The organism is Rhodoblastus sp. (genome assembly GCF_041915505.1).
Classification (GTDB): domain Bacteria; phylum Pseudomonadota; class Alphaproteobacteria; order Rhizobiales; family Beijerinckiaceae; genus Rhodoblastus.
Window position 1 is genome coordinate 1 of the sequence record NZ_JAYSBG010000300.1, and the last position, 4302, is coordinate 4302.

The window sequence follows — 4302 nt, forward strand, 5'->3', positions numbered from 1 at the left end:
CGACACTCTCCAGAAGGCGAGCCGTGTCGTTGGAGCGCGGCAATTGGGTCGCAATATCCTGGCGCGTGACGATCGAAACATTGGGATCGCGCCTGACGACAATCGAGGCGTTGGCCGCTGGCGACGAGGTCGCCGCGGGCCGCGAAAAGCGGTCGACTGTAACGTCGATGGGAGGCAGGGGGCCGTCGGCTTGTTGCGCGCGCGCGGCGACAGGCAGCAGGCCGACGCCCGCCAGAAGGAGGGACGCAAATTTTGACATGGATGGAGCGCTTTCAGACTCTGAATGATGCGGGTCGCCGGCGAACGGCGAGACGAAGCGGAGGTTCAGAGTGCGAAAGGCGGCGCGCGCGCGGAGGCGTGGTAATAATGATCGCCGGCGGCGGCGACATTCGCGCCGAGGCGCCACGCGATGCGACGCGCTAGCGGCGCGCGCAGGACGAGTTGCGCCGCCTGCGGGGCGAGCGGCGCGGCGCCGGCCTGGGCCAGATGGCATAATTGGCAGCAATCGTCGGCCGATAGCGGCGCGCCCGGCGACCTGCTCTTGTCGCGGGAAACATCGCTCTGGCCGCAGATCGGCGCGCGAAGCGTCGGATCGGCCCGCAGCGCGCGCGCCATGGACAGACCCGCCCCCGCCGGCGCAAAAACTTGCATCAGCAGGGCGATCAGGAAGACCGAAAAAGTCGCTCCGATCCGAGTCTTAGCCACGCGGCGCTCCCATTGGCGGGAAAGCAGCGTTACCATTCCCGTTCGGGAAAGGTCGATTCCCTTGGCGGCGAATCCGTCGCGATTGCATCATAATTCGGCGCCTGTTGCGGAATCGTCACAAGAGCCCGGGAGGGATCAGCCGACTTGCCCGCAGCGCCTCACGCTGAATATTTGCGCCAGAGGGGCCTGATCCTGCTCGCGGATCATCAGGCAGCGATGAGCCATTCCATGCTCGTCCGAGCGCTGCTCCATCAGCCGAACCGAGAGCGCCTCGCCGGGGTCGAGATTGCCGAAAAAGAACACGTCGCGCCGCCGGGTCGTCGCGCGCCGGGCGAGGTCCGGCGCGAACAGCCATTCGGCGCGGTCAACGAAAGCGATGAATTGCGCGAAATAGAGCAAGCCAGCGCCGTTGAAATCCTGGCTCGGGCACGGAAGAAAAGTCGCCTCGCGGAGAGGCGCGCGCTCGGACAGGTTGAAGCCCAGATGCTCGCGAATTCGACCCGCGCGGAAAGCCGCCGCCCGCGCCGCGAGGTCATTTTTGGCGGCGCGCGCCGGCGCCGGCGGCCATCCCGGCGGCTCGTAGCGCGCGACGCCGTGGTTTTCGCCTCGCGCCAGCCGCCGCACGAAGGTCGAGAGCAGTTCGACCTCGCCCAGGGCTTTGCCGCCAATCACAAGCCGATGCCGGGTGAGGACCTGCGTGCGCGAGATTCGCTCGACCCGCGAATGGATGGTCAGGATGTCGTTTTCCCGGGCGGCGGCGAAATCGGCGTCCTTGATCGACAAGGCGCAGAAGGCCGCATAGACCGGCTCGCCGCGCTCGTCGACGAAATGCGGCGCCGTCTGGCCGGCGAGCCGGGCAAGCATCAGCCAGTGCCGATGACCCAGCTCTTTCAGCAGCCAGTTTTCGGACAATCCATTCAGGCAAAGCTGCGGCATGCCGAGCAGGATGCGCTCGGCATGCGCGCCGTCGCCGAAAGGAGGCGGCGCAGGCTTCGGGACGAAAGACGCGTCCGGCTCGGCCGCGCCGTCCGGGCTCTCGTCCCGATCGAGGAGGAAAAAGCTTTCCTCCATCATTGCGCAACCATTTTGGCGGCCTGGGCATCGCCGAGCGCGCGCTCGATGCGATCGGCAATATATTCGGCGTCGCGGGCGACGCCGGAAAATCGTCCCGAGCCCCAGGTATGCAGCCACGGCAAGCCGAGGAAATAGATGCCGGGAACGCGGGTGACGCCGCGGCGATGAACCGGCTGGCCGCGCCCGTTGAAGACCGGGGCGTCGAGCCAACCGAAATCGGGCCGGAACCCGATGCACCAGATGATCGAAGTCACGCCGGCGGCGGCGAGATCGAGCGCGGTCCCGGCGTCTTCCGGCTTCCAGACCGGCTCATAGACCGAGGGCGGCGGCGCCATAAGGCCCTTTTCCGCAATATAGTGGTCGATGGCGGCGTTGATCCCGTTATAGGTCTTGTCCGCCTCGTCGAGGCGCGCTTCAAGCCTGTCGTCGAAAGTGACGACGCCCTGTTCGAAGCCCTCCAGCGCGCCATAGAGCTTCATGCCTTCCAGAGCGAAGCGCCGGAGATCGATATCGCGCCCGCCGTCGCGGCCGGTGACATAATGATTGGTATTGTCGCGCACGCCTTCCTTCAAAGGATGCGCGTCGACCGGCATGTCGTAATAGCCCATGTCCGCCAGCCAGGTCACGACGTCGCGGCCGCGATAGAAACGCGCGCAGCGCGGGGCGTCGCCCACCGCGAGATGCACCTTGCGGCCGGCGAGATGAATATCCTCGGCGATTTGCGCGCCGGATTGGCCGGAGCCGACCACGAGAACGCCGCCCTCCGGAAGCTGGCCCGCATTGCGATATTGTTCGGAATGCAATTGCCGGATGGTTTCGGGAATGCGCTCAGCCACGCGCGGGACGATCGGCTCGCGATAGCCGCCCGAGGTCACCACGACCTGATCGGCCGTGTAGACTCCATCGCTGGTGACGATTTCGAAACCGCCCTGCTCCAGCGGCTTCACTTTCGACACGGTCACCTGTTCGCGCAGCGGCGCGGCGACCTTTTCCCGGAACGCTTCGAGATAGTCGACGATCTCGTTCTTGGTCATGAACCCATCGGGGTCCGACCCCTCATAGGGATGACCCGGCAGCTGGCATTGCCAATTCGGCGTGACGAGACAGAAAGCGTCCCAGCGCTGGCTTTTCCAGGCGTGCATCGACGTCTCCTGTTCGAACACGAGATGGTCGATTCCCTTTCGCTGGAGATAATAGCTGGCGGAAAGACCCGCCTGGCCGCCGCCGATCACCGCGACGGAAATAGGTTTCACCTGGTTCGACATCGTCATTCCTTTCCTGTTTCGAAGGCTTCGATAAAGACGCTTCCCGCCGGCATGGACAGGAGAGCCGCGCGCGTTTCGAGCGCGGCGAGCTGGGCGAGCGCGAAAGCGCATGGCCGTCCATAGCGCGCTTCGGCGCGCCCGCTGGCGCAATGGAGCGCGACGCGGCATCGTTGGAGAAAATCGTCGAGCGCATAGGTTTCGCCGACGGCGAGATGGTCCTTCACGACCAGCGAGGGCGAATAACAGCTTTCGCTCGATCCATCGGGCCAGCGGATGCGGAAACGCATTTCAGGCATAGGCGCGCTCCAGCAATCGGGCATAGGCCGGCAGGCAGGACCGCGCTACGTGAAGCCAATCGTGGCGGCGCGCGGCGGCGGCGCCTGTTTGAACGAGCCGCGCGCGCAGCGCGGGCGCAAGCGCGGAAACCATCGCCCCGGCGATGTTCGAGGGCGAAGTCGGGTCGCACCAGACCGCCTCGTTCTCGCGCAGATATTCCGTAAATGGCCGCAACGAAGAGAGGACGACCGGCGCGCCGCAGGCCATCGCTTCGAGGACGACCAGGCCGAAGCCTTCCTTGAGCGAGGGGAAGGCGAAAACGTCGCAGGCGCGGAACAGAGCGGGCATGTCCGCCTGGCCGAGCGGGCCGGTCAGAATGACGGCGTTCGACGGCAGCGCGCTGGCGCGCAGCCGCGCATCGAAAACGGCGCGACAGGCGGAATGATCCAGCAGCGACGCGCCGCCCGCGATGACCAGTTGCGCTGTCGGCAGGATAGCGCGCAATTCGATGAAGGCTTCGAGCAGCCGGACGCTGTTCTTGCGCTGCTCCACGCCGCCGACCGTAAGAAAAACCGGGCCCTGACCGAGGCCAAGCGTCTGGCGCAGGGCGCTATCACGTTCGTCGGGCTGTGGCGTGAACAGGGCGATGTCGACGCCATTGCCCACCAGCGTCGCGTCGCGATCGAACCGTTGCCGGATTTCACGCCGCCACAGCTCCGACACCACGAACAGTTCGTCGGCTTCGACGATCGATCGCTCCTGCAAGGCCGCGAGGCGCAGGTCGGAAAAATCGTCGATATGATGGACCGTCCGCGCGAAGCCGGCGATTCGTCCATCCGCCTTGAGATCGGCCAAGGCATTGCCGGAAATGCCGTCGCCAGCGTGGAAAATGTCGAAGTCAGGCGCCGTGGCGGCGAAGTGGCGCGCATAATCCCCTATGCGGGCGGCGACCATTTCGGCGGCGCCGCCGACGAAGGGCGAA

At 65.7% G+C, this 4302-nt stretch carries 6 protein-coding genes; all 6 read right to left on the reverse strand.

The window, feature by feature from the left end; genetic code table 11:
* The coding region (locus ACE3S9_RS15585; RefSeq protein WP_374547397.1) for a hypothetical protein at window positions 1–259 on the reverse strand (259 nt) is incomplete at its 3' end.
* 65 nt (window positions 260–324) lie between these two features.
* Window positions 325–705: a DUF2946 family protein gene (locus ACE3S9_RS15590; protein WP_374547398.1), complete on the reverse strand. Its 381-nt coding sequence runs from the start codon at window positions 703–705 to the stop codon at window positions 325–327.
* A 135-nt stretch (window positions 706–840) separates the two neighbouring features.
* Window positions 841–1779, reverse strand: coding sequence for a Pnap_2097 family protein (locus ACE3S9_RS15595; RefSeq protein ID WP_374547399.1), 939 nt, complete (start codon window positions 1777–1779; stop codon window positions 841–843).
* Window positions 1776–3044, reverse strand: coding sequence for an MSMEG_0569 family flavin-dependent oxidoreductase (locus ACE3S9_RS15600; RefSeq protein WP_374547403.1), 1269 nt, complete (start codon window positions 3042–3044; stop codon window positions 1776–1778). Before ACE3S9_RS15600 ends, ACE3S9_RS15595 begins: the two co-directional genes overlap by 4 nt.
* Window positions 3045–3046: 2 nt before the next feature.
* Complete coding sequence (locus ACE3S9_RS15605; protein WP_374547400.1) at window positions 3047–3340, reverse strand: MSMEG_0570 family nitrogen starvation response protein; 294 nt, start codon at window positions 3338–3340, stop codon at window positions 3047–3049.
* A partial coding sequence (locus ACE3S9_RS15610; RefSeq protein ID WP_374547401.1) for an MSMEG_0565 family glycosyltransferase occupies window positions 3333–4302 on the reverse strand: 970 nt, incomplete at its 5' end. The genes ACE3S9_RS15610 and ACE3S9_RS15605, both read right to left, overlap by 8 nt.